The 23,683-nt window shown below is 42.3% G+C and carries 26 protein-coding genes and 1 tRNA gene; 25 read left to right on the top strand and 2 right to left on the bottom strand.

The window, feature by feature from the left end; genetic code table 11:
* The first annotated feature begins 9 nt into the window (after positions 1 to 9).
* The 22 genes from H9L23_RS01005 to H9L23_RS27005 all read left to right on the top strand — a co-directional run bounded on the left by H9L23_RS01005 (position 10) and on the right by H9L23_RS27005 (position 18,251).
* Complete coding sequence (locus H9L23_RS01005) at positions 10 to 672, top strand: hypothetical protein (protein ID WP_187593208.1); 663 nt, start codon at positions 10 to 12, stop codon at positions 670 to 672.
* Entirely contained in the window at positions 669 to 1,325 is a 657-nt protein-coding gene (locus H9L23_RS01010) for a hypothetical protein (RefSeq protein WP_187593210.1), read from the top strand. Before H9L23_RS01005 ends, H9L23_RS01010 begins: the two co-directional genes overlap by 4 nt.
* A gap of 4 nt (positions 1,326 to 1,329) precedes the next feature.
* Complete coding sequence (locus H9L23_RS01015; protein ID WP_187593212.1) at positions 1,330 to 1,995, top strand: hypothetical protein; 666 nt, start codon at positions 1,330 to 1,332, stop codon at positions 1,993 to 1,995.
* A complete protein-coding gene (locus tag H9L23_RS01020; RefSeq protein ID WP_187593214.1) occupies positions 1,992 to 2,765 on the top strand; it encodes a hypothetical protein in 774 nt (257 codons plus the stop codon). The genes H9L23_RS01015 and H9L23_RS01020 overlap by 4 nt, the downstream gene beginning before the upstream one ends.
* Before the next feature lie 3 nt (positions 2,766 to 2,768).
* On the top strand, positions 2,769 to 3,896 hold the full coding sequence (locus tag H9L23_RS01025) for a plasmid transfer protein (protein ID WP_187593216.1): 1,128 nt from the start codon (positions 2,769 to 2,771) through the stop codon (positions 3,894 to 3,896).
* A gap of 7 nt (positions 3,897 to 3,903) precedes the next feature.
* On the top strand, positions 3,904 to 4,524 hold the full coding sequence (gene traK / locus H9L23_RS01030; RefSeq protein WP_246474939.1) for a conjugative transposon protein TraK: 621 nt from the start codon (positions 3,904 to 3,906) through the stop codon (positions 4,522 to 4,524).
* Entirely contained in the window at positions 4,521 to 4,907 is a 387-nt protein-coding gene (locus H9L23_RS01035; RefSeq protein ID WP_187593219.1) for a hypothetical protein, read from the top strand. Before traK ends, H9L23_RS01035 begins: the two co-directional genes overlap by 4 nt.
* Before the next feature lie 9 nt (positions 4,908 to 4,916).
* Positions 4,917 to 6,143: a conjugative transposon protein TraM gene (gene traM, locus H9L23_RS01040; protein ID WP_187593221.1), complete on the top strand. Its 1,227-nt coding sequence runs from the start codon at positions 4,917 to 4,919 to the stop codon at positions 6,141 to 6,143.
* A 6-nt stretch (positions 6,144 to 6,149) separates the two neighbouring features.
* Positions 6,150 to 6,989: a DUF4138 domain-containing protein gene (locus tag H9L23_RS01045; RefSeq protein ID WP_145859826.1), complete on the top strand. Its 840-nt coding sequence runs from the start codon at positions 6,150 to 6,152 to the stop codon at positions 6,987 to 6,989.
* Between the two features lie 9 nt (positions 6,990 to 6,998).
* The gene (locus tag H9L23_RS01050) at positions 6,999 to 9,041 is read left to right on the top strand and encodes a type IV secretory system conjugative DNA transfer family protein (RefSeq protein WP_187593223.1); all 2,043 of its coding nucleotides are present in this window, start codon (positions 6,999 to 7,001) and stop codon (positions 9,039 to 9,041) included.
* A gap of 35 nt (positions 9,042 to 9,076) precedes the next feature.
* The gene (locus H9L23_RS01055) at positions 9,077 to 9,499 is read left to right on the top strand and encodes a hypothetical protein (protein WP_187593224.1); all 423 of its coding nucleotides are present in this window, start codon (positions 9,077 to 9,079) and stop codon (positions 9,497 to 9,499) included.
* A gap of 70 nt (positions 9,500 to 9,569) precedes the next feature.
* Positions 9,570 to 10,106, top strand: coding sequence for a M23 family metallopeptidase (locus tag H9L23_RS01060; RefSeq protein WP_186462340.1), 537 nt, complete (start codon positions 9,570 to 9,572; stop codon positions 10,104 to 10,106).
* Positions 10,099 to 11,313 carry an ArdC family protein gene (locus tag H9L23_RS01065; protein ID WP_187593226.1) on the top strand — a complete coding sequence of 405 codons (1,215 nt, stop codon included), beginning with the start codon at positions 10,099 to 10,101 and terminating at the stop codon, positions 11,311 to 11,313. The genes H9L23_RS01060 and H9L23_RS01065 overlap by 8 nt, the downstream gene beginning before the upstream one ends.
* A 9-nt stretch (positions 11,314 to 11,322) precedes the next feature.
* Positions 11,323 to 12,123 (top strand): DUF4099 domain-containing protein, encoded by an 801-nt coding sequence (locus H9L23_RS01070; protein ID WP_187593228.1) that lies wholly within the window; start codon positions 11,323 to 11,325, stop codon positions 12,121 to 12,123.
* A 463-nt stretch (positions 12,124 to 12,586) separates the two neighbouring features.
* A complete protein-coding gene (locus H9L23_RS01075) occupies positions 12,587 to 12,904 on the top strand; it encodes a hypothetical protein (RefSeq protein WP_131535369.1) in 318 nt (105 codons plus the stop codon).
* Between the two features lie 20 nt (positions 12,905 to 12,924).
* Positions 12,925 to 13,788: a hypothetical protein gene (locus tag H9L23_RS01080; RefSeq protein ID WP_187593230.1), complete on the top strand. Its 864-nt coding sequence runs from the start codon at positions 12,925 to 12,927 to the stop codon at positions 13,786 to 13,788.
* 23 nt (positions 13,789 to 13,811) lie between these two features.
* Positions 13,812 to 14,012 carry a hypothetical protein gene (locus tag H9L23_RS01085; protein ID WP_131535373.1) on the top strand — a complete coding sequence of 67 codons (201 nt, stop codon included), beginning with the start codon at positions 13,812 to 13,814 and terminating at the stop codon, positions 14,010 to 14,012.
* Positions 14,013 to 14,017: 5 nt separating this feature from the next.
* A complete protein-coding gene (locus H9L23_RS01090) occupies positions 14,018 to 14,842 on the top strand; it encodes a DNA adenine methylase (RefSeq protein ID WP_145859842.1) in 825 nt (274 codons plus the stop codon).
* A gap of 15 nt (positions 14,843 to 14,857) precedes the next feature.
* Entirely contained in the window at positions 14,858 to 15,532 is a 675-nt protein-coding gene (locus H9L23_RS01095) for a hypothetical protein (RefSeq protein WP_187593232.1), read from the top strand.
* A 9-nt stretch (positions 15,533 to 15,541) separates the two neighbouring features.
* A complete protein-coding gene (locus tag H9L23_RS01100) occupies positions 15,542 to 16,219 on the top strand; it encodes a hypothetical protein (RefSeq protein ID WP_145859847.1) in 678 nt (225 codons plus the stop codon).
* Positions 16,220 to 16,403: 184 nt separating this feature from the next.
* Positions 16,404 to 16,586 carry a hypothetical protein gene (locus tag H9L23_RS01105; protein WP_145859850.1) on the top strand — a complete coding sequence of 61 codons (183 nt, stop codon included), beginning with the start codon at positions 16,404 to 16,406 and terminating at the stop codon, positions 16,584 to 16,586.
* A 51-nt stretch (positions 16,587 to 16,637) separates the two neighbouring features.
* Complete coding sequence (locus H9L23_RS27005; protein WP_394355250.1) at positions 16,638 to 18,251, top strand: recombinase family protein; 1,614 nt, start codon at positions 16,638 to 16,640, stop codon at positions 18,249 to 18,251.
* Here H9L23_RS27005 and H9L23_RS01115 read toward each other — a convergent pair.
* Positions 18,211 to 18,284: transfer RNA gene (locus H9L23_RS01115), tRNA-Met, on the bottom strand. The two genes, H9L23_RS27005 and H9L23_RS01115, sit on opposite strands and share 41 nt — an antisense overlap.
* 862 nt (positions 18,285 to 19,146) lie before the next feature.
* Complete coding sequence (locus H9L23_RS01120) at positions 19,147 to 19,635, bottom strand: hypothetical protein (RefSeq protein ID WP_187593233.1); 489 nt, start codon at positions 19,633 to 19,635, stop codon at positions 19,147 to 19,149.
* 657 nt (positions 19,636 to 20,292) lie between these two features.
* On the opposite strand from H9L23_RS01120, the gene H9L23_RS01125 reads away from it, so the two are divergent.
* The 3 genes from H9L23_RS01125 (at position 20,293) to H9L23_RS01135 (ending at position 23,480) form a co-directional block, all read left to right on the top strand.
* Positions 20,293 to 20,673, top strand: a complete 381-nt coding sequence (locus tag H9L23_RS01125; RefSeq protein ID WP_025146797.1) for an START-like domain-containing protein — start codon at positions 20,293 to 20,295, stop codon at positions 20,671 to 20,673.
* Positions 20,674 to 20,772: 99 nt separating this feature from the next.
* Positions 20,773 to 22,128 (top strand): LptF/LptG family permease, encoded by a 1,356-nt coding sequence (locus H9L23_RS01130; protein ID WP_246474940.1) that lies wholly within the window; start codon positions 20,773 to 20,775, stop codon positions 22,126 to 22,128.
* A gap of 140 nt (positions 22,129 to 22,268) precedes the next feature.
* Positions 22,269 to 23,480, top strand: coding sequence for a bifunctional 3,4-dihydroxy-2-butanone-4-phosphate synthase/GTP cyclohydrolase II (locus H9L23_RS01135; RefSeq protein ID WP_187593237.1), 1,212 nt, complete (start codon positions 22,269 to 22,271; stop codon positions 23,478 to 23,480).
* Positions 23,481 to 23,683 lie beyond the last annotated feature (203 nt).

Below are 23,683 nucleotides of genomic sequence, written 5' to 3' on the forward strand. Positions count from 1 at the left end.
TCTATTGTTATGCGAAAAATATTCATCTATTTTTTATTTGGAATCTTAGTGCAATCGGCCTCCGCACAAATATACGTCGACCCAACAACCGCTGCGGCCACGGCCGCCCATGCAGGAGTGATGAATAGCGGTCTGTCCCGAACCAGTGACAACCTTACTCTGGTGCAGAGAGCCCAGTTAGCGGTAACCGGTCAGCTTGGAATTGTAAACGACCTTCAATCCACTATTTACAGAGGTTTATCTGAGGTTTCAGGGGTAATGAGGTCTCTGCTTTCTGTTATGGATATTTATGAGATTTCTCAGGATATTGTCATTGATGTGAATAAGGCGATTAATCTAGCCTCTGGTGACCCGGTATTACTGCTGTTTGCTGAAGGTGGTGCTAGGGAGTTCAAAACCCGTTCGATCAACCTTGCTACCGAGGTTAGCTCTTTTGTATTAAAAGACGGGAAGGAGGCACTGATGGATTCCGGTGAAAGGGCAAAACTCCTCAATAGGATCGTCACAGAACTTACCATTCTCCGGGGAGTGGCCTACGGCATGTACCGTACGATGTACTGGGCAAAGCAGCGCGGAATCTTAAATTCCCTAAACCCTTATGCCGGGTATATCAATATTGATAAACGCATAGCGGACGATATTATCAGGAATGCCAAGATGCTCAAGCAATGAAAAGCGCAGCATTTATCACGGCTATGATTTTTATATCAATGGCTGCTCATGCGCAGTTGAATGTCGGGCTTTTGCACCAGCTTGTGGGTAATAGCAAAACAGAACACGGAAAACAGTCTGATGCTAGGGACAGGCAGGCGGGATCCACTGCAAATGAGGAGGCAAACAAAACCCTGATGGTAAGATTAAAGAATAAATACAGGGATATCCAGTCCAGATTCAAAACTTTGGGACTTGCTATTGATGCGGCGCAGATTGGAATCGAAGCTTATCCATTGATCGCTGATATTACCAGAAGCCAGGGGACGATTTTTGATTTATGCAAGGACGATCCTGTACTTTCCGTTCTGGCCATACAGGCAGAGTTGGATATGGGGGATCGGGCATATGCACTGCTGAATTTTTTGTACGGACTTGCTCTTTCTATGCAGGACATCAACCAGATGAAGCAGAGCGACCGCAAAATGCTCTTTTCCCATGTGCTCAACGAACTCCGCCTGATAGCCGGGGCATCCAGAGGACTGGCGGTAACCCTTCAATATTCTTCAAGAAAAAAGGCCTTGAATGGATTAAATCCCTTCTCAGAATTTATCAATACCGATAAAAAATTGGTAGATGAAATCCTGCGAAAAAAAGATATCCTAAAAAACTGATGTTATGAAATTGCTTATTTTAATTTTTTTAATGCTGGTCAATCATTATTGTAGTAAGGCTCAAAGGGTAGTTTTTGACCGTGGACATTTTAACATCGTAAATGAAAATGGCGCAGTACGTCTGGCAGCTGAAAATACGTATAACAGTTATTTAAATACGATCAACAACCGCCTTTCAGATATTAATCTCAATCTGGGCGCGGTCGTTATGGTTCAGTCATTAATCCTGTCTTCCTTAAGAGAAGTTGATCAGGGACTCAAAACCGCAATCGCGGTCAGACAGATCGGCTCGCTGGTTGCCGAGATTTCATTGGAAAGTGCCGGGATGATTGATATAGCCAAGTCAGATCCCCATCTGCTGCTTTTTGCAGAAGACGTTTCCCGCCAGGTAAAGGATAGGGGGGTAAACCTGTTTTCAGAAGTCTCTGCTTTTGTATTGAAGGAAGGCGAAAATGTTCTCATGGATTTCGAAAAGCGCGATGCGCTGCTTAAGAAAATTGCCCTGGAGCTCCGCGTCATCCGCGCCCTGGTATTCAGCATGAAAAAATCCATGTACTGGGCAAAAATGAACGGTATGTTCCGCTCACTCAACCCTTATCAGGGCTTCATCAATCAGGATTTGCGCCTGGGCAATGATATTTTATTTAAGTCAAAACTTTTAAAGCAATGAAAAAATATTATTTGATTCTTTTTCTATGTTTTCCCTCTCGGCTAGTCATGGCCCAGAAAAAGATTACAGACAAACACATTACCTATCAACAGGAGCGCATGGTCTTTAAGCAATGGGACGCAGATAAGTTTACGCCCAAACCAGGGTTTTTAGGGCTCAACCCTGATTACTGGATTACCTGGGCACTTCATCCAAATTATCCCAAAACAGATCTTAGGCCCTTGGGGCCGGTTGGGCCACAGACGCAGCGGATGATGTTTGCTGCCGCCATGCAAAACACGGATAATCTCTACAAATTGCATGCGGATACCCTTCGCAATACGGCGCTGAGCGAGGCCTCCAATTATTCTTCGGCACTGGCTTTCGCCGATCCCCTTTGGCTCATGTACTATCGAAACGAGTTTGAAGGGTTATTAAATCAGATAGATTCCGATATGCTTGCAGGCCTTTCGTTTGCTGAACAGAAATACATGATCTCTACGGGGCTATTTGACTGGTTCAGGGAGGAAAGCCATGCGCTTCTTGAAAGACTTGAAATCGCGAGGTCGACTACCATAGACCGGGGATCAAGGATAATGGCCTATCATAGGATGCTTGCAGAGTTCAGGAAACTCTCGGCTAGCTGGGAAACCAAGAAATCCAGGGCAAGGACCTATCTCTCTATCCGCTCATCTGCCCAGAAGTTGAGGTCTGGTGAGGTTCCAAAACCAGCATCATCAAAGAGCGATATACAAATTGCAAATGATATCCTTAAAAAATCAAAACTATAAGCAATGGATATTTTAAATGTTATAACCGGCACAGCCGGTTTTTTTGTGCAGTCTGTCCCCGATTCTTTTAAGGACACTTTTAATTTTCTTCAGGGCAACGGTGTCTATGAGGAAGGGATGATGCATTTTCTTCATGAGATGAAAAATACGATCTGGACCCACTATGATGCCTTTATTGCAGATGCACAGGCATTGGCAGCAATTTTTATGCTCATCTTTTTTGCTATTAAAAGCTACGAGATGATTTCGGGGGATAAACAGCTCGAAATAATGCCGCTACTTCGCCCTTTTGGGCTAACCATGGTAATCTTATGGTGGAGCATATTTACCCGGGTAATTGCCTATCCAACCGATGTGATTGAGCAAAAGACCTCGGCAATGTTCGATGGAAGCCAGACCGAGATCAATGACCTCAGGCTCCAAAGAGCAAAGCTCATGGTAGAGGTTTCTGATCAGCTCTATAAAATTCAGGCCGAAACGCAGACAGCAAAAACAGAGGCTGATACCTGGTATGAAAATGCCTGGGAATCTGTAAAATCCTCGGTAAAAGAAGGGTTTTCCGAGGTTTGGAATCCCATTGTGGAAATGAGAAACAGGCTGGAGGTTGGTCTGCAACTTTTGGCTACCTCTCTTTTAGAGACACTCGCTATATGGATACTCAGGGTCTGCACCTATATTATTTTTATCATTCAGATCATCTTTTCCACGATACTGATTATTTTAGGCCCCTTTTCAGTAGCCGTCTCTATTCTGCCAGCTTTCAGGGATTCCTTTTCGACCTGGGTGGCAAGGTTCATTTCCGTAAACCTTTATTCGGGTATTGCCTATTTAGTGATGTATGTAGCCTCTCTCTTTCAGCATTATGCGCTTGAGGCAGAAATTACCCGTTATCAGGAGCTTGTTGGGACCGGCGGGGCAAGCCTTGAAAAACTTGGATGGTTTGCCAGTAATGGAGTTCTCTCCTTTGGAATGGTAATCGTAACCTTTATCATCGGTGCACTAACCATGCTTACCGTGCCGAGCATTTCAACATGGATAGTATCCACATCGGGCGTATCCTCTGCCGCAAGTTCTATGGGAAGAGGTGCATCAAGTATGACCAGGGTTGCCGGACAGATAATGGGAGGATAGCGAGATGATGATAAAAAGTATCGAATCCAAAATCCGTCTAGCCACATTCCTTTCGCTGGGAAGTTTTTTGCTCTGTCTATCGGTAGTCGCTGTTGTTTCTTTTTTTGCCTATGGATATGTTAGGGATTCTCGTAAAAGTATTTATATTCTTGACCCCTCGGGAACACCAATCCTAGCGAAACAGACCAATGTGCAGCTAAACAGGGCAGCAGAATACCGCGCACATATTGCAAAATTCCATTCTCTTTTCTTTTCGCTAGTACCAGATGATAAGTTCATAGAATATCAGATGAAACAGGCCATGTACCTTATTGATGAAAGTGGTGCACTTCAGTATAATAATCTGAAGGAAAAAGGTTTTTTTACCTCTATTCTCTCCTCCTCTGCTGTACTCACGCTCCGTACCGATTCTATTTTTTTAGATGAAAAAAGAATGTATTTCCGGTATTATGGTACCCAGAAAATAGACAGGAGAAGCTCAAGCGTCACCCGCTCGCTTATCACGGAGGGAAGCCTGATCGATCTTGAAACAAGATCTGACAATAATCCCCACGCGGTCTTGATTACCAGATGGAAGACATTAGAGAACAGGGATATTTCAACTATAGATAAAAATGCATTCCAATGAAAAAGACAACTGTGTTTTCAGAACTCAGAAATGAGTTCTCTGATCTGATCGAACGCCTCCTGGCCTCCATATCAGGTTTTTTCAAAAAATATCCGAAGGTTATCTTCTCATCTATGGTGCTGCTACTAGCCAGTTCCTTTCTCTTGTGCTTTACGCTGCTGAGAATGGAATCAAAAAAAGCCCCTGTAGAAAAAAAAGCACTGCTAAAAGTTGAGAGCGGGCTTAGCGAGATAGGATCAACTGTAAGTAAGCTTAAAAGAACTCTTGAGATTAGGGAAGCGCTGAAAGTTTTATTGGCCAAGGAGACGCTAAATAGCCAGGACAGCCTGCTCATGGTCAATATGGTAGCCGAGCTTGAGCGTGCCAGCCAAACGAAGAATTAATTAAAATATATGAAAAAAATAGATTTAAAAAAGCCTAGGTACGCGCTTCCCATAATCTGTCTGCCTTTTCTTTTTCTCTTCTTTTATGTCTATAAAAGCAGTTTTGGAAAAGAAGGTAAAATATTCCTGGGAAGAGATTCGCTACAGACCAACGTGGCAAATGTTTCCGAGCAGGTGAGGAACCAGGAGCTTTCGGGAAAGCTAGATGCCTTTAGAAATAAATTCAAGCAGGCCGATGGATACACTGCTGTTGGTAGTATTGGTGAAGAAAACCAGCAGCTGGCAGAGGTAAGCTCATCCTACAATTCGAGGGAAAAGCATATGCTAGATTCCATTGACCAGGTAATGAAGGCAAAATATGGTCTGCCAGGCAGACCGGAAAATGTAAACCATGGATATTCTGCGGCAGGACAGAGCTTTGTAAAGTCGCGGAATCCTTCCAGAACTGAGCAGGACATCGCACTCGCCTCGGCACTGTCGAAGATAAAAATGCAGGAGAACAGGGTAACTAAGGAGGTTGATAACGCTAAAAACCCATCCGATCCCATGCAGCTTTTTCGGGCACAGATGGCTCTTGTCGACAGTATGGGGAAAGCGAATGATCCCGCTGTAAAGGAGAATATGGAAAAAGAACGGGCTCTGAAAATGGCCGATGCAGAAGCCAAAAGCAAGAAGATCATTCCGGTCAAAAGATCGCATGGCGTTTCGGCTGGCTTCAATACCATAGTTTCAGGAGATGGCGAACGCCCTATTTCTGCGATCATTGATCAGGATATTACCGGCTTTTCCGGATCGCGCCTGCGTATAAGGCTGACTGATGATATCATGGCCGGCAAGTTTATGATCCCTAAAGGCACCTACCTCTATGCAACTATTTCAGGCTTCTCTGCCCAAAGGGTTTCCTTGGTGATCTCATCGGTATTCTACGGTGGGGAAATTCTGCCGGTAAATCTTCAGGTTTATGACAACGACGGAATGGCCGGTATTTATGTTCCATCATCCGCCTTTCGCGAATTTACCAGGGACATGAGCAGTTCAAGCACGCAAGGGATTACCATACAGCAGATGGCGGAAAATAACAACCAACTCGTTATGGGGGTGCTTTCCAAGATGTTCCAGTCTACAACAACAGCGGTAAACAAGTTGATCCGGTCCAATAAGGTAAAGGTCAGATACAATACCCAGGTTTATCTCATTGATCCCAATGAGCTAAAAAGAAAACAACAATCTTATTAGAATTTCATGAAAAAAATATTGTTCCTAGCTCAAATTTTCCTGAGCTCGCTGGCGCTCTATGCGCAAGTGCCACACTCAGTTACCGTTGCCGATATTCCGGTAATCGGAATATCGGGTTCGGTTTCACTCCATTTCATCTCGCCAGAGAAAATTTCCTATGTAGACCTATCCAGCAGTTCGCTGATTGGTGACCTTCCGGAAAAGAACATTCTCAGGATCAAGGCGATTCCAGACTCTGTTGCCGCACTTAGTTCCAGCGGCGATGCTGGCCTGGTTACCATTGTCGGAGAAACCTTTATCGCCCAGTACAGACTCTCCTTTTTATCGCCTTCCAATCCTGAACTGATTTCCACACAAATCGATATAGTGCCAACCTATATGAGATCCCTTGACATTTCGGGGATAGGATTATCACAGAACGAGATGAAGAGCAATGCACTTTCCCTGCTAAAGCGTAGGGGGGATGTCAAAATTAAAAAGGAATCAGCCTTCGGGATATCTCTGGTTGTCAACCGGGTTTATACCCTTGGCGATTGCATCCTTCTTGACCTGAGCTTCCAGAACTCCACAAATCTCATCTTTGATGTCGACGAGCTGAGGTTTAAGATAGCGGACAGAAAGATCAATAAATCTACCAATGTCCAGTCCATAGAATTAAAGCCGGTTTTTCAGCTTTATCCCTTTGAAAGATTTTCGAAATCCTATCGTAATATTTATATCATTAAAAAAACCACCTTTCCCGGTGACAAGGAATTCAGTATTGAATTATCGGAAAAGCAGATTTCCGGAAGAAATCTTCGCGCTTCATTAAGGTACTCCGATATCCTAAACGCCGACACCTTTTAATGTTTCATTATGGAAGAAAGCAAGGAACAACAGAGCCTGCACCGCTTCCTTCAGTTTGCCATTTATCTCGCCCTTTTGCTAGATGTGCTCATGTTTGTCTATGCAACTAAGTTCTTAACTGATTCTGGTGCAGAGAAAATCGGGCTCGCCAGGTTTCTGGTGCGCATGTCACGGATTATTATTTACCAACACCCGCTCTACAGCCGGTTTTTCTCGTTGTTGCTTATCTCGCTGGTTTCAATCGGGACACTGAGCAAAAAAGAAAAAGATCTTGATGCTAAAACAGCGATCATTTATCCGCTCGTGTTGGGATTAGTCTTAATGGCGGCCAGTATCTTTTTTTTTGGTGAAAAGGGGGCTGTGGTTTTTTATCTGACCAGCTGGCAGGATATTGGGTATATCTCTTTATTGTTGATAGGGACGATCCTGGTGCACCTAGCGATGGACAATGTTTCCAAGATTATCAGCTCTTCTTTAGGTAAGGATAAGTGGAATACCGAAGAAGAATCCTTTATGCAGGCAAGAAAGCCTGTGAACGGACCATTTGCAGTTACCATCCCCTCACTTTTTTATTACCGCAGGAAAGTACATTCGGGCTTCATTAACATAGAGAACATCTTTCGCGGAACGCTTTTGATCGGGACCCCGGGCTCGGGCAAGAGTTTTGGCATTGTTATGCCCTTTATCCGGCAGCTTATCTTTAAGGAATTCTGTATCTGCTGTTATGACTTTAAGTTTCCCGACCTGGGTCAGATCGCCTATTACCATTATCTGCTGGGTAAAAAGCAGGGCAGGCTCTCAGGCTTTGATTTTCATGTCATCAATTTAACCCAGGTAGAGCGGAGCAGGAGGATAAATGTATTAAGACCAGATTACATAGTAACGCTCGCCGATGCTGGCGAAACAGCGGAAGCGCTGGTTGAAGCCTTGAAAAAAGGGGATAAATCCGGTGGTAGCGATCAGTTCTTTACCCAGAGTGCGGTAAATTTTCTCTCCTCCTGCATTTATTTCTTTTCTCAGTACCAGGGAGGGAAGTATTCTACTTTTCCGCACGTACTTTCATTTTTGAACTGCAGTTATGAGCAGATTTTTTCGGTGCTATTTTCCAATCCTGAGCTTGGGAGCTTACTTTCTCCATTTGCCACTGCATGGCAGGCTAAAGCTTTCAACCAGCTAGAGGGGCAGATAGGAACGCTAAAGGTATTCATCTCCCGCTTAGCTACTAAAGAGACGTTCTGGGTTTTTTCTGGGGATGATTTCAACTTAAAGATTTCATCCCGGGCGGAGCCCTCTATGTTAGTCCTTGCCAATGATCCCAATACACAGAATATCAATTCCGCCTGCTATTCTGTAGTGCTCAACAGGCTGACCAGGCTTATCAACTCTAAAGGAAACCGGCCCTCGGCCTTGATTATCGATGAGCTGCCAACTTTATTTGTTCACCGCATCGAAAATCTCATTGCCACTGCCAGATCAAATAAGGTAGCTGTACTCATGGGACTCCAGGAGCTTCCACAGTTTCAGCAGCAATATGGAAAGGATACCGCAACCACCATTACCTCGGTAGTAGGAAATGTACTTTCTGGCTCGGTAAGGAACAAGGAAACGCTGGAATGGCTGGAGCGGCTTTTTGGGAAAGTTAAGCAACAGTCAGAGAGCTTGTCCATTGATAGAACCAAGACATCGGTGTCGCTCTCGGAAAAACTAGAATCGCTGATTCCTGCAGGTAAGATCGCATCATTGAAGGCCGGAGAGCTCGTTGGTATGCTTGCAGCCGATGCTGTAGAAGAATATACCGGGAAATATGATACCTCGGCGATCAACTGCAGGGTGAATCTTGATATGGAGGCGATAGCCAGAGAGGAAAAAGCTTACCCTGATATGCCGTTGTATTATGATTTCGCAGGAAAAAAGGATGAGATTCTCCGTAAAAACTTCATGCGCATAAATGATGAAATACAGGTATTGGTTAAAAAATTCAGAACCGAGGCTGCTGTCCCAAAAAATCGGGAAAGTCCCAAAGCCTCCATGGCAGGCGGTATGAAGCGATAAACAAACTATTTTTTTCAATCTTAAAATCAATTTTTATGGAAGAATTAACCGGCCAGCTTGTGGTGGTACATCCCCAGCTGACAACAGATCCTGTTTCCAGACAGGGTCAGATAGGTCTAATTGCAATAGCGGATCTTCAAAAAGATAACATTAGCGTCGGCTTTGGTGGTGGCCCACTAGGCAGGTATTCCTCAGATGCCCTCCTTGTGCTAAAGGATAAAAGGGAGCTTTATCAGGATATTATGACCGGGGTAAAGGATATGGATGCCGGTACTTTTAAAGACTTGCTCGATATTAATATGAAACAGGAGTATTCAGATTATGGTCACATTTCTGCTGCGATGAAGATTGCTGTCGAAAATCCAGAGGTCATGAAAAGGAGCATGATTTCCCTGGAGGACTATATTTCACGAAATCACAATATAAATGTCAGCGAAGAGGTTTCTTTTGAGCGTTAGGCTTTTTGCAGGCGTACTTCTCATTTTTGTTTGCTCTTCTCTATCCTGCTACTCCCAAATCTCCTTGCCTTTGAATTCAATAAAGGTAAATAGCGCTTTTGGTAAAAGGATACATCCTGTTACCCATTTTGCGGATTTCCATCGTGGCATTGATCTTCACGCAAGAAATGAGCCTGTATTTTCTTTTCTTGCCGGAAAGGTATCCGGCGTAGGCTTTAATTCAATTCTGGGAAAATTTATAAGGATTGATCATTCAGGCCTTGAAAGCATATATGGCCACCTCTCCATTATTCTGGTTCAAAAGGGCGAAGAAGTCCGTTCTGGGGAAGTTATAGCGGTTACGGGATCTACCGGTAGGGTGACTGGCGAACACCTGCATTTTAGTTTGCGCATCGGGCGAGTCTACATTGATCCAGTAAACTTTATTCTTTGCTACTATAAAGTAGCCAAAATTAATCAAATAAATTTTATGGAAAATTCAGCCTATTTGACCCTAAGGCAAAAACTGGAACTACTCGCGATGGTAGAAGAAGTGGAACTGAATCAGGACGAGGCCTGGGTTTACGGAATTGGTTTTGCGGATACGGAGGAAGAGCAAGATGGATAAAAGAGATGTTCATAAACCCCTGCACGTTCAGGTTGCCGAGAAAGTAATTGAGGCACTCCGCGCCGGAACCGCACCCTGGCAGATTCCATGGGATTCAGGGGGCATTCCTCTTTTAATGCCTTACAATTTTCAGAGCGGCAATAGATACAAGGGAATCAATGCGCTATCGCTTTTGATGGCAGGTAGGGAAGATCCAAGATGGATGACCTACAGGCAGGCAGAGGAAAGCGGAATGCAGGTGAGAAAGGGAGAGAAATCCATGCTCATCCAGTTTGTTAAAACAAGTGATGAGCAAACCAGGCGCGACGCTTCAGGAAAGGTTATCCATGATGAGTTCGGAAAGCCCATAAAGGAAACCAGGGAACTTCCCCATGCCATTGTTCGCAATGCTTACGTGTTTAATGCCGCGCAGATCGAGGGCATGCCCAAACTGGAAAGGGAAAAGCCAGGCACCGAGTGGGCACCGGTTGCGCGGGCAGAGAATCTCATTGCCTCCTCAGGCGCAGTAATTTTTCACCAATATTCCGCAAATGCCTTTTATGACCCAAAAAGGGATGCTATTACGCTTCCCTACAAGGACTGGTTTTCTGAAAGCCACAAATATTATGCTACACTGCTACACGAACTGGGCCACTGGACGGGGCATCCAGACCGGTTGAACCGTGACATGGGTAAAGGCTTTGGGGATGCGAGCTATGCCAGGGAGGAACTAAGGGCAGAAATCGCTTCGATGCTTATTGGACAAGAACTTGGTATAGGCCATGACCCGGGACAGCATTATGCCTATGTGGAAAGCTGGATATCGATTCTGGAGAACAATCCTTTTGAGATTTTTTCTGCTTCCATGGATGCCGAGCGTATTCTTGGCTATATCATGGATATAGAAAGAAAACAGGAGATTACCAATGAAAAGGTTTCCCTGAATGCAATGCAGCCTGCTCCTGGAAAAACTTCTGGGTATCTCACCACGGGAGATAAGATTCCCTATAACGGATCGGTCTATGAGGTTCTTGGCCATTTAAAACAGGGAAGGCTGAAGATGCATGAAAGCCTGAACGGCAACACATTTACAATGAGCCGGGAAGATAAACTCTACGCAGCGCTTTTATACCTCAAGCGCGAAATGGGTGCTGAGTTTCAAAATGAGAAGCACGCTAACCAAATTGGCGAAGCTGTGAACCAATCACATCTTGATTTAAACAGATAAAAGGAATTTATGAAAAATATAATTATTGGGGAAGCCCTGCCTGTTGCAGAGCTATCCAGGCTAGGGCTATACGACGGGGCCAGGTACTTATTGGACGACACAGACATTGCTGCACTTCTTTCGGGCAGGAGAACTTCTTTAGTGAACCTACAGAATCTGGTCAGCGAGACTTTTGTTATTGATAGCCTGGATGCTAAGCTATCCTTAAACCTGGATGAAGATAGTCTCCACGAGATAAAATTGCACCCTATTTACAATGAGCCGAAACTGTCTCCGGATTTATTGGATGTTGAAGCTGATGCGCTGATTGCAGGAGAAGTTAAGAATCTTGCAAAACCCATTAATTTTTCTGATGGCACAAATAGGACTATCGTATTTGAATATGATAGTGAAACCAGGGAGTTCATTTCCTATGATCCAAAAGGAGTAGAGGTTCCATTTCAGATCAACGGAGAGAAACTAGATGCAAAGAAAAGTAAGGATTTTGCCCTAGGACGTATTGTGCAGCTAATCGATGGGACAATGATCCAGCATAGGGCTAGTGAGCCCAAGGGAATCGTAGCCAGCCGTACAGCACTTATCTTAACTTTTTTGAAAGATGGTAAAACCGAGGGTTTTTTGTTAAAAGATCTCGCTCCCATAATGGATTCAAGTATTCATCAGACTCCCTTTTCACCAGGCTTTGAATCCGCATTCCTGGAAATGAAAAAAAACGATGGCGCAATTTCAGACGAGATATTGCAGCAGAGAGAACTCGATGAGTTCAAAAGCGAGTATAGCCAAGGCTATAGTCATGGCGTATCCAGATAAATATGGACAGAGAATGGGTGATGTGCGATGGTTTCGCATACCTTATTCCTTACGGGCTGCCAGAGATATGTATCCGTACCGTTTATCTTTTTTATGAAAAAAGGGATTGTCTAAACGTTCTATCGGATGCTAAATCAGTCAAATTTCGGGATGCCGCGCTGGCAACATTTGGTTTTCTTGCTTCTCCGGAAGGTATAATACGCATCAGCTTGGTATTTCCCAATTCGAAATTCGTGACTGTATTCGGAGATGATCTGCCTGCAATCGTATTAACCTGTAAGATTTCGCTATGGCTGAAAGGATTTGACGCAACTTTTCTGGTTTTATCCCATCATGTAATTTTCACTTTTAAGTCATGTGAATTTTCATGTGCGGAATCACTCTTTTCACTTAATAGGTTTTGTAAGATCACCGGATTTAGGACCATTGTCAGGCCTTTGCAAATCCGGTAAAATCCATTTCCATGATTCCAGAAATTTTCAAACAGGATATAGGTCTCGATATCCGGGTATTCGGATTCGATGTCAATGTCAATTATGTGTACAACTGGCCCAGCAAAAGAAATGATGAAAAAGAGCCAACCGTTGTACACCTGGAGTTTCGCTCAGATTCCAATATTATATCCAGCACCGGCTACCGGTCACATTTTCTCTTTTCTGCTTTTTTAAAGGATTGCGGATATGCGTCCATCGAGGAACTGGCAGTCTCCCTTGGCGAACACCTCGCCCGGGAAAATGGCTATAGCCCTCCCCAGCCTGAGCAACAGCTTAGCCTATTTTGATTAATTAATAATATATTCTTATGAATGAACAAAATTTAGATTATCTAAAAAAGAGCCTGGATTATCTGGGCTTTGGAACAAAACTTAACGATGTTCTTGAATCAGCAATTTCCAGGGAACTCCCTGCTTTTACCCTCGGAGTTACGCAAAGCTACACATCTGCCAACGCCAAAAAGAATCCTGCAATTGGTTCCGATCAGGTCAGGTTCATGCTGAACTTCAACCGCTCCAAGCAGAGCGATATGTATTTTCTGAACGATTATGAGGTAACTCTGAATAAGGCCGGAAGTGCCTTGCCTATCAGACAGGTCTTTGATCTGGAAAGGGACAACCGGATTACGGCGCTACAGGCCTATAAACTGCTCTCTGGGAACTCACTTGAACGGGATGTTTATACCAAATTGGAAAACAGTGAGGGTTCGGAAAAGAAAAAGGTTTGGTTTAAGCTCAACCTTGATGTTCAGGATGCCTATGGGAATCATCCCCTGAAAAAATTCTACCCCGAATTCAAGTTTGAGCTATCTGATGCCATAGACAAATATCCGTTCAAGGGTCTTACAGAACTTGGAAAGGATGGTATGATGAAAATGTTGAGAAGTGGCCATATGGCACCGGCAGAGATGATGGTGGGTAAGAAAGCCGCTGCTGTAATGGTAACCGCGAATCCCCAGTTTAAGGGACTTGATGTTTATGATAAGAACATGGCCATTATCCGCCAGGATGAAATCTTTCCTAAAAAAGAAGAGCAAAAAGAAAGCACGGTCTCGGCTGAACAAAGAACTTCCCAGAAAAGCGAAATCGATGCCGGCAATACAGAAGAGCGGTTTCCTTGGGAAAACCAGCGGGATGGTGATACCTCCCAAAGCGAGGAAATAGGGAGATAATCTCTTGTAACAGCAAAGAAAAAATGAGAAAGCTTTTAGCTAAGATAGACCGCATCCGCGCAAGCGGATGGGTTACCCTTGATCTCAAGGAAGATCACCCGCTACATAACTTAAACGGCAAGCGCTATCATGTGGAAAGTATGGCCACGCCCGATATCAAGTGCAGGGTGTCGGTAATGGTTGAGGGGAAAAAAGTTGATTTAAGTATTGACGACTTGTATTAGAATTTATGACCAAACTAAAATTAAGAACCCCCATAAGCTATTATGGGGGTAAACAAAAATTAGCCAAACGCATTGTTTCGGTAATTCCGCCCCATGTGCTTTACTGTGAACCTTTTATTGGTGGCGCGGCGGTATTCTTTGCTAAAGAACAATCAAAGGTTGAGGTAATTAATGATACCAATAAAGAACTGATGAATTTTTATAGGGTAGCGAAGGAGGATTTTACTTCACTTGAAAAGGAGATCAGGATCTCTCTTCATTCCAGAGATCTGCACAGAAAGGCCTCGGTAATCTATAACAACCCGGATATGTTTTCGGAGATTAAAAGGGCATGGGCAGTCTGGCTGACTTCCTCACAAAGCTTTTCGTCGCAGCTTGACAGCAGCTGGGGCTATGATAAATCCGGTAACACAACCACTAAGAAAATAAATTCCAAAAAGGAAGGCTTCGTAGAGGAAATGGCGATCAGGCTCCAGAACTGCCAGATTGAGTGCGCGGATGCACTCTATATCATTGCAAGCCGCGATACCACAGATAGTTTCTTTTATTGTGATCCGCCCTATTACAATTCTGATTGTGGTCACTACGACGGTTATTCTGAAGCAGATTTTGAAGCGCTTCTGTTTTTGTTGGCCGGCATAAAGGGTAAATTCTTACTCTCTTCCTATCCGTCCCCACTATTGGAAAAATATGCCAAAGAACATGGCTGGCATCAATGGTCGGTAAAGCAACAGGTCTCCGTTAATGCAAAAGGAGGAAAGCAAAAAAGCAAGATAGAGGTGCTTACAGCTAACTACCCGATAGACCTAAAGGCGGAATTTGGAGTTTGAAAATAAAGTAATGAAATGACCCAAGCAGATTTAGCTCTGTACCATGGTACCGATCATTTCGATGGTAATCATATTCAGGTTCGCTCAAATACCGGTATTGGCTCAAATGATTTAACCCTTGGTAATGGTTTCTATACAACCACATCCAAGGAAATAGCGCTTTTCTACAGCCATGTTATGATGCGGGAAAAACTGTTTGATCTAGGGCAGGATCCCGAAAAAGCACTTACAGGAAAAGTCTATCGTGTTTCGTTATCCAAAGATTTGTATTTGCTGCGCGAAACTGATAAACTCGATATCGGTGCCTCAGTGAGTACTATGAAGCATGCGGGAATACAGATGTCGGATATAAAAATGCTTAGCCACTCCGAAATGGCCTCATTCCCAGCTGTAGTTGATCTAATTGAAAAAGGTGGCTTTCAGACAATAAATGCCAAAGAATTCTTGGCTAAATCGATGGGCTATGATGGACTGTTGTTTGTTCAAAAACCCTACCTGCCCTGGTACTATGAACCTAACCACATTGGGGTGAACTGGAGAAGATGCTGGCATGACTGGCGCAATTCCCCTCCCGCGACAGTCGTGATTTATAACACGGAAAAAGTCGCTTCAATAGGTCTAATACATGACGGAGGACGATCTGAAATGTTTCAATTGCAGGGTCAACCGGTGTTGGATTTGGGCCTTTAATCAGAATTTATGAACAAAGTAAAGGAAATAAACCCAGAATCGCTGGCGCTTTATCATGGCTCGCTTGGACTGGACGGTGGGAAAATTAACATCCAGTCCGGTAAAGGAGTTGGCTGGAATGCTCTCACTCTGGGAAATGCATTTTATACTTCAATAAGTGAGGACGCCGCCTGCCTTTTTAGCCATCTCGTACTCCAGAAGTCAAGACTGAACGGTGGATCGGGGTTTGATAATCTTGGATATGCCAAAATCTATAAGATAACACTCAGCAAGGATGCCAGCATTTTGGATGCTGACAAAGCTCTGGACGCATCTCGCGTCCGGAGTATTTTGCTGTGCGCCGGAGTTTCCGAGCGATACCTAAATCGCCGGCACGATGACCAGCTCTCTGATTTTTACAAGGTTGCTGATCTGCTCTGCTACGGGATGGACTGGGAAGGTAACCGTAATGAATATCTTACAAGGGTACTGGGTTACGACGGACTTTTAATTAAAGAGAGAGCCTGGGAAAACTGGGATTATTATCCTTCAGGTATTGGGATTGACTGGGATAAGATAAACGACCCGAAACTTTGGCCACCAAAAACAGTGGCGATTTACAATACAGATCGTGTAGCGGGATTTGAGGTGATCCGCGATGGCGTAATTGAATCTTTGGCAATAGATCATTCAGATTTGCAAAGATAAATTATTAACAGGGAGACTCATGTGCTCATCTCAATATGCGAGTACATTAATGATAGATGCACCCAGTTTATGCCTATTTGCATCTATTTCTAACAGGAGCGTAATTAATTGTGATTATCCAATCCTGTTATTGTTCAGAATACCTTTCGAAAAATATTTGTTACTCAAAATAAACGTCATGGATATGGAGTTTGATTTAAATATAGAAACTATTGTGCGCCAGCATGATATAACCATAGAAGAGGTGCTTTCAAAGCGAATGTTTTCGCATTTTACCGAGGAGCAGGCAAAGGATGTGATCCTTACTATCAAAAAAATGTCTATAATCATTTTTAATGCAAGTGAAAAAAGGGAGCAAAAAACTTGATAAAATAATTGATTATTAGTATCTTATAGTGTAATCAAAGAAGTATTATTTATGTCAGAAATCTTTTTTTTCGACTCGTTTGCAAAAGGGAAACAAAATAAAAAAGTTTCCAAAAGCTTGGAATGCGTTATCTATACAAGGGTTAGTAGTAAAGAGCAGGCTGATAATTTAAGTCTGGGAACCCAATTGAAGGCCTGTACGCTATACGCAGAGAAATTCGGGTTTAATATCGCCGCTCAGTTTGGAGGAACTTATGAAAGCGCTGAGAACGATGAGAGAAAACAATTTACTGCTATGCTTTCTTTCGTGAAAAAATTCAAAGGAAAAATATCTTCTATTTTAGTGTACAGCCTGGAAAGGTTTTCAAGAAATGATAATTCAATCTGGCTTAGTGGGGAGTTGAGGCGTTTAGGGATAGAAATAATTTCTGTAACACAACCTATCGATACCTCAAGTGCTTCAGGCCAGATGCAACAAAAATTACTGTTCCTGTTTGGTGAGTTTGATAATCAGCTGAGAAAGCAAAAATGTAGTGCAGGTATCAAGGAGATGTTATTGCGTGGCGATTGGCCGACTAGCCCTCCATTGGGATTCGAGATCGACCGTTCTAAAAACAAAAGGCAAATTGTTATAAATGCTAAGGGGAGGCTCATTCGTCAGGCGTTCGAATGGAAAGCGTACGAAAATGTGTCAAATGAAGTCATCCGGGACAGGTTGGCCCAGCGAGGACTAAAGTTGATTCATCAGCGTATATCAGAAATTTTTAGAAATCCCTTTTATTGTGGCTTGATGGTGCATAATATGTTAGAGGGGCAGGTTGTTGTCGGCAATCATGAAAAATTGGTTAGTAGGGAGCTTTTTCTTAAAGTTAATGGCATACTGGACAAGATTTCTCATGGTTTTTCACTCAATGAGGAGAATGTGCACATTCCTTTGAAGCGCTTTATGTTTTGTGCTGAATGTGAGAAGCCCTTGAGCGGCTACCTAAACCGCAAAAAGAATATATATTATTATAAGTGTAAAACCAAAGCTTGTTGTAATAATAAAAATGCAGACTCGCTAAATTCCAGATTTGCCGATATCCTTGATTTCTTCAAAATTGACGTAGCCATAGATTATATTGAATTATTGGTTGAGCAGGTCGCCGCGACATTCAATCAGTTGACTCAGAATAAGCAAGCAGACCTTTTGGAGTTGGAAAACAGCCACCGGGAAATAAAGAGGAAAGTAGAACGATTAGAGGAAAGGTATATTGAAGAAGATCTCAGTCAGGAGCTTTACAAAAAATATCATGAGAAATATTCAGAGGAAAAAAAGGAAATTGAGCGGAATTTGCTTGTCCTCTCAAGTAAAAGTTCGAACCTAGTGAAATGTGTTAGGTTGGCGATAGAATATGCCACTCAACTACCTTTAAGCTGGCTTTCTGGGGACTATCACACCAAGCAACAACTGCAAGCATTACTGTTCCCTAGTGGTATGAGTTACGATAAGAAAAACGATAAAGTTCGAACCAGTGAAATAAATTTAGTCTTTTTGTATATCGCTCATTTTCAGCAAATTATGCTTAAAAAGGAAAGAGGCATACCAGAATTAAATCTGAATTATGCCTCTTTCGCCGATTCGGTAGCGGGGAGCAGGATCGAACTGCCGACCTCAGGGTTATGAATCCTGCGCTCTAACCATCTGAGCTACCCCGCCGGGTTAATATTTACATAATAACGTAAATACCAATGTGGTTATTTTTAAGAGCTGCAAATATAGAATAAATATACATTTTAATAAAAAGAAATGTGAAAAATACTTTAAGGCCTTAATGCTCAGTAAATTTAATTGATTTTGAGACGCTGTGAAATTGAAATTAACAATTAAAAAGGGGTGGTTTTTTGATTTAATGGCAGGGTAAAACGTCACTTTTCTTCATTTCGTTAAATTAAACAGTATGGGAGCGTTTAAATTAAATACTGGCCATAACAATAAGCTTTTTGAGCCGGATCATGTCGGAATATTGCTGCATTTGATTGTCGGATGCTGAAAAAAGGATGCCTTTAGCGTAATTAAGTGTGTTTTCCGGTAAAAGAGGTTGGGTTTTGATCTTTCGAAGTGCTGTTTAATACTTAATAAGTTCAACGTCGAGCTTATTAAGTACTAACGAGGATAAAATAAGTATTAATGAGGATGAAATAAGTTCAAAGCCGAGCTTATTTTGTATTAATTAGTGTGAAATAAGTATCAACGATGGTAAAATAAGTACAAAATTGAGCTTATTTAGTATCAACGCGGATAAAATAAGTTCGAAACCGGGCTTATTTAGTTTCAATGAGGGTGAAGAGCTTTTGGAGCCAGGCGTTTAGCGCCAATTTACGGATTTAAATAATAACCAATTGATCATTTTGGATTTGGAACCGGATTTCACCCATCTCCAAAATTAAACATACTACCAATGAAGCACTTTACATACAGTTAACCAATTTAAACAATTAACCGATTAACCATCAATTAAGCAATATCCTAAAAATCCCCGGCAAGCTCATACAAGCCCACCGGGGATATATTTTAATAACTAAGGTTGTGGCGGCGAAACGTTTTTCGCTTTTCGTCGGCCAGGAAAACGTTGACTGAGGTCGTCGTAAATTGCTTGCGAGCCCAATACACTGGAGCGACTTGCACCTTTTACCGTATGATAAAAAATAAGGGCAGCCTCGTAAGCTTCGCTTCCTGCTACCATTCCGGCATCTTCTACCGCTGTAATCAGAATATTTAACTGCTGAAAAATATCATACAGGGAGGCAGCCAGTTCATAATCTTTTGTGGCTTCCTCCAGGTCCATAAAAATGGGTACCAGGCTGGGGTTGTGCCTGGCATATTCAAGCGTTTTTTCTACGAAACTGAGGGTTTTGTTACCCATTTTTAGCATTCTCCTGCGTTCTTCAGCTTCTAAACTAATGGTTAATGCATTACTTAGGTTGGCTTTAAATGCAACTATTGCATCTGCGCTTGCTTTTAACTGTTCTGGTGTAATCACCGCCGAAATTCTGTTTTTAGAACTCATAATCCTGTTTTTAAATGGTTATAAAATTGTTAAGGTAAACAGCATCAATAACGTTTATGCGGACAGGGCTCCGGCACAAACGTTAACAAAATCTTCAAAACCGGGATAAGCAGTTGCCTGCTGGCTTTGAAATTCAATTGTGGGATGAAAAAACAGGGATGATGGCTTTACGGTGATTCACGGTAAAACGTAGTTAAAGATAAGATTTTTTTTAAATAAGAACAATTGTTAGTTGATGGTCTTATTTAGTTTGGAGTCAGTCCGAAGTCCATAGTATTTAGTCCTGAGTCTTGAGTCGGATTCAGCAATTAACCAGTTTAAACAATTAACCAATGACCAATGACCAATAACCAATTGAACAATCAAACTATGAACTATTGACTAATGAACCAATGACCAATGACCAATAAAACAATAACCAATGGAACAATAACCAATTGAACAATCAAACTATTGACTAATGAACCAATGACCAATTTAACAATCAAACTATGAACTATTGACTAATGAACTAATGAGCCAATGAACCAATGACGAATGAACTAACAAACCAAACTATAAACCAAATTCACTAACTGTTGCAGATGTAGAATAAATTACCTTTCTTTAGAAAAATAATATTAAAAAATCCGGAAATTATCCTGGTAGAGTACTAACATGGCAGAAAAGAAAAAATTTACACTCGAGTACGAAGTTAGATCGTCGCCAAGAATATTGTATAGTTTTATTAGCGAACCAAATGGCTTATCGCAATGGTTTGCAGATGATGTAAATTTCCGCGATCAGGTATATACCTTTACCTGGGATGATGAGCAGTTAAAGGCAAAACTGGTTTCGGTAAAAGAAAATAAACTGGTCAAGTTTAAATGGCTGGATGATGAACCTCAATGTTATTTTGAGATGGAAATTGTACAGGACGAATTAACCAATGATGTAGCCCTCTCAATCACTGACTTTACTACTGACGAGCTCCTTGCAGAGAAAAAATTAATCTGGGACAACCAGATCGATTATCTGATTAGCGTTTTGGGTGCATAATATTACCGCCGTATTGTTTACCTTTGTAGGGTGAAAAAAATACATCTTCTATTAATAAAAGCATTTGTGAGACCCTTCATAGCAACGTTTTTTGTTATGATGTTTATCCTGTTGATGTTTTTTCTATTTAAATGGATTGATGATTTAATAGGAAAGGGCTTTGAATGGTACACCATTTTGGAGCTGATGTATTATGCTTCGGCCGCCAATGTTTCGATGGCGCTGCCCCTTTCGGTACTGCTTTCTTCCATCATGACTTTTGGAACGCTCGGCGAAAATTATGAACTGGTGGCCATTAAATCGGCAGGTATTTCATTGCAAAAAGCCATGCGCCCCTTGTTTGTGGTGATCCTGATCCTTACCGTGGCCTCCTTCTTTTTCTCCAATTACATGTTACCCAAAGCCAATTTAAAATTTGGTTCGCTGCTGTACGATATCCGGAACAAAAAACTTTCTTTCCTGATCAAACCAGGGGTTTTCAATAATGCCATTCCGGGTTATGCTATTCGTGTCGATTCTAAAGAAGAGGATGGTACTTTGCACAACATCATGATTTACGATCACCGCGAGAATAATGGTATTCCAAAAATTATACTGGCCAAAGAAGGTAAGATGATCAAAACTTCTGACGGAAAATTCCTGCAACTTAACCTTAAAAACGGCATCCAGTATGAGGAGCAATCCTCAAAAAATGGCATGTACAATCCGAGGCAGGTTTTTACACGGAACCGTTTTAAAGAAACCGAGCCCCGGTTTGATCTTTCTTCCTTTAATCAAAGTAGTACCGATCCCAATGCATTTGGTAACAGTACCCCAATGCTCAACTTAAAGGGCATTGTGAAAAAACGCGATTCGCTTAATAAACAGCTCGATAGTTTAAAGATGAGGACCGTTGCCAACCTCACCAGCAATTTTAAACAGTTTAATACCACTAAAGGTTATACCAAAATAAAAGCGGTACCTAAAGAAATTAATGATGTGATCCTGAAAAGTATCCCGAACGGATCGCGGAAATTGGCGCTTGATAATGCAACCAATGTAGTGGCCAATATTATGCAGCATGTACCCAACTGGGGTCCACGACAAACCGATTTAACCGGTGAAATCATTTTCACCACGGTAGAGTATCAACGCAAGTTTACACTGGCCGCTTCGTGTATCCTGCTTTTCTTTATCGGCGCACCACTGGGAGCGATTATTAGAAAAGGTGGGATGGGTTTACCGGTTGTAGTGGCCATTTCTTTCTTCCTGGTGTACCACATCATTACCACCGTGGCCGAAAAATCTGCACGCGAAGGAAACCTGAACCCGATATTCGGTATGTGGATTGCGGTAATTGTACTGTCGCCACTGGCTGCATTTTTAACCTATAAAGCCACCGTAGATTCAGCTCTTTTTGATGTAAATTACTACAAACAGCTTATCGTTAAAGTGTTTAAAAAGAAGGGAAAATAGAGGCTTTTTCCTTTACTTACAAATGATATTTTAATCCAAATAATGCGCTATAAGGTTGTACATTTGTATGGGTTTATAGTTGCGGCATAAATAGGTTTTACAACACCTTACGCAAGCTTTGCCCCATAATGCTATATAAAATGCAAACGAAATTAAACACAATAGAAGAAGCCATCGCAGATATAAAAGCTGGTAAAGTTATTATTGTTGTAGATGATGAAAATAGAGAGAACGAAGGTGATTTCTTAACGGCTGCCGAAAATGCAACCCCCGAGATCATCAACTTTATGGCCACTTATGGACGTGGTTTAATCTGCGCACCCTTAACTGAAGAGCGCTGCAAAGAACTCAACCTAAACCTGATGGTGGGTAAAAATACCGCAGCTTACGAAACCAATTTCACCGTTTCGGTAGATCTTGTGGGCCATGGTTGTACTACCGGGATCTCAGCAAGCGACCGTTCTAAAACGATGCTGGCTTTGGTAGATCCTAAAACGGATCCTGAAGAGTTGGGCAGACCGGGGCATATCTTTCCTTTAATTGCCAAAGATGGGGGAGTGATCCGTCGCGCTGGTCATACTGAAGCAGCTGTAGATTTGGCGCGTTTGGCCGGAATGAAACCAGCAGGTTTGTTGGTGGAGATTTTAAAAGAAGATGGCGAAATGGCCAGACTTCCGGATCTGTTTAAAATTGCCGAACAACACCAGTTAAAAATTATATCGATTGAAGATTTAATTGCATACCGTTTAAGGATTGATAGCCTGATTAAACAGGAAGTAAGCATCGACCTGCCAACTGCATGGGGCGATTTTAAAATGACGGCCTATACCCAGTTGGATAACAATGCCACACACCTGGCCATTTCTAAAGGCACCTGGAATGCTGATGAGCCTATTTTAGCTCGTGTACACAGTTCGTGCGTAACAGGCGATATATTTGGCTCATGCCGCTGCGATTGCGGTCCACAGCTGCACAAAGCTTTGGAGATGATCGAGAAAGAAGGGAAAGGCATTGTGGTATATATGAACCAGGAGGGTAGAGGCATCGGACTGATTAACAAACTGCGTTCTTATAATTTACAGGATGCCGGTTTTGATACGGTTGAAGCCAATATTAAACTAGGTTTTAAAGGCGACGAACGCGATTATGGCGTAGGTGCACAGATCCTGAGATCAGAAGGTGTAACTAAAATGCGCCTGATGAGCAACAATCCAACCAAAAGAGCCGGCCTGATTGGTTATGGTTTAGAGGTTGTGGAAAACATCCCGATCGAGATTGCCAGTAACGTACACAACGAACGTTATTTAACCACCAAAAGAGATAAAATGGGTCACTCTATTATGAAAGGATAGCCCAGTTGGCATTTAGCAATTACCAGTTGGGAATTGCAAACTGAAAACTTAATAAACAGCCAGTAATTGAACATTTGTTCTGCTACTGGCTTTTTTGCTTAATATAGGGTTAAGTGCGACTATCCTAATATAGTTTGTCATCCTGAACGCAGTGAAGGATCTTTATCTAGCGGGTTTTAAAATCATAGGCTGTGGAGTATTAG

Origin of the sequence: Pedobacter roseus, assembly GCF_014395225.1 — a bacterium.
GTDB lineage: Bacteria > Bacteroidota > Bacteroidia > Sphingobacteriales > Sphingobacteriaceae > Pedobacter > Pedobacter roseus.